This is a genomic window from Actinocorallia aurantiaca (assembly GCF_039533685.1).
GTDB classification, from domain to species: domain Bacteria; phylum Actinomycetota; class Actinomycetes; order Streptosporangiales; family Streptosporangiaceae; genus Actinocorallia; species Actinocorallia aurantiaca.
Genome location: NZ_BAAATZ010000006.1, coordinates 602,299 through 603,872, shown reverse-complemented (window position 1 = coordinate 603,872; position 1,574 = coordinate 602,299). Strand labels below are relative to the sequence as shown.

The 1,574-nt window shown below is 70.1% G+C and carries 2 protein-coding genes; both read right to left on the bottom strand.

What is annotated here, in order from left to right:
- Positions 1-861: ABC transporter permease (locus tag ABD327_RS09820; RefSeq protein ID WP_344449946.1), on the bottom strand; the 861-nt coding region annotated here is incomplete at its 3' end.
- The coding region (locus ABD327_RS09815) for an ABC transporter ATP-binding protein (protein ID WP_344449945.1) at positions 851-1,574 on the bottom strand (724 nt) is incomplete at its 5' end. The genes ABD327_RS09820 and ABD327_RS09815, both read right to left, overlap by 11 nt.

The window sequence follows — 1,574 nt, the reverse complement described above, 5'->3', positions numbered from 1 at the left end:
CCGATCCAGCCCCCAACGGGTGCGGATCGCCCGGTCCACCACGCCGAACAGCTGGTCGACCAGGATGCCGATGATCAGAATGATGATCATCACGGAGATCATCTCCGCGGTGTCGCTGACCTCGCGGGAGAAGTGCAGCAGGGTGCCGACCGACTGCTTGCCGATGATGACCAGGAGCTCGCCGGCCATCAGGCTGCGCCAGGCGAACGCCCAGCCCTGCTTGAGCCCGGCGACGAACGACGGCAGCGAGGCGGGGATGATCAGGTGCCGGTAGCGCGCGAATCCGCTCAGGCCCATGGTCTTGCCCACCCGCAGCAGGATCGGCGGGGTGTAGTCCACGCCCGCGATCAGGCCGTTGGCGATCGAGGGGGCCGCGCCCAGCACCACGACGAACAGGATCGCGCTCTCGCTCAGCTTGAAAAGCAGGATGGCCAGCGGGAACCAGGCGATCGACGGCATCGTCTGCAGGCCGGTGATGAGCGAGCCGAAGGCCCGGCGCAGCACCCAGGACTGGGAGATCAGCGCTCCGGCGACCCCGCCGATCAGCACCGCCAGCGCGAAGCCGATCAGCGCGCGCTTCATGGTCAGCGCGACCGCAGACCAGAACGTGCCGGTGCTGACGACCTCGACGAAGGACGGGAGCACGTCGCGCGGACCGGGCAGTACCCACGGCTCGCGCCAGCCGCTGAGCACGACCAGCTCCCAGGCCGCCAGCGAGATCAGGACCGCGGTCGCGATCGGCCACAGGGCCGACCAGACGCGGATCAGCGGGCTCTTCTTGGTGCCCGAGGTCAGCTCCAGCGCGTCGAGCCCGGCGATCTGCCGCTGCAGCTTGCCGCTGTCCTGCTGCTCAAGAACCATGACGGCTCACCTCCTCCTTGAGCCGGTCGGTAATGGTCGCGGCCAGCGTGGCCACATCGGGGGAGTCGATGCGGCGGGGCCGCGCGAACTCCACCGGGAACTCCTGGATCACGCGTCCGGGACGGCTGGACAGCAGGACGACCCGGTCGCCGAGCCGCACGGCCTCCCGGACGTTGTGGGTGACGAACAGGACGGTCAGGTTCCGCTCCCGCCAGATCCGCTCCAGCTCGTCGTGGAGCAGGTCGCGGGTCATCGCGTCCAGGGCGCCGAACGGCTCGTCCATGAGCAGGACGGTCGGCAGGTCGTCGTTCTGCGACTCGGTCAGGGCCAGAGCGCGGGCCAGCGCCACCCGCTGGCGCATGCCGCCGGACAGCTGGTGCGGGCGCTTTTTCTCGAACCCCGACAGGTGCACCGAGGCGAGCAGCTCGGACGCGCGCCTCTTGCGGTCGCCGCGCGGGACGCCGCGCTGCCGCAGGGCCAGTTCGAGGTTGCCGGTGACGGTCAGCCACGGGAAGAGGGCGGGCTCCTGGAACATCAGCGCCACCCGGGCTCCGCCCAGGTCGATCGTTCCTGCGCTGGCCTTGTCCAGGTCGGCGACGAGGTTGAGCAGGGTGGACTTGCCACAGCCCGACGCGCCGAGCAGGCAGACGAACTCGCCGGGCCGGACGTCCAGGGAGACGTCGTCCAGGGCGAGCAGCGCCGAGGCGCCGGAA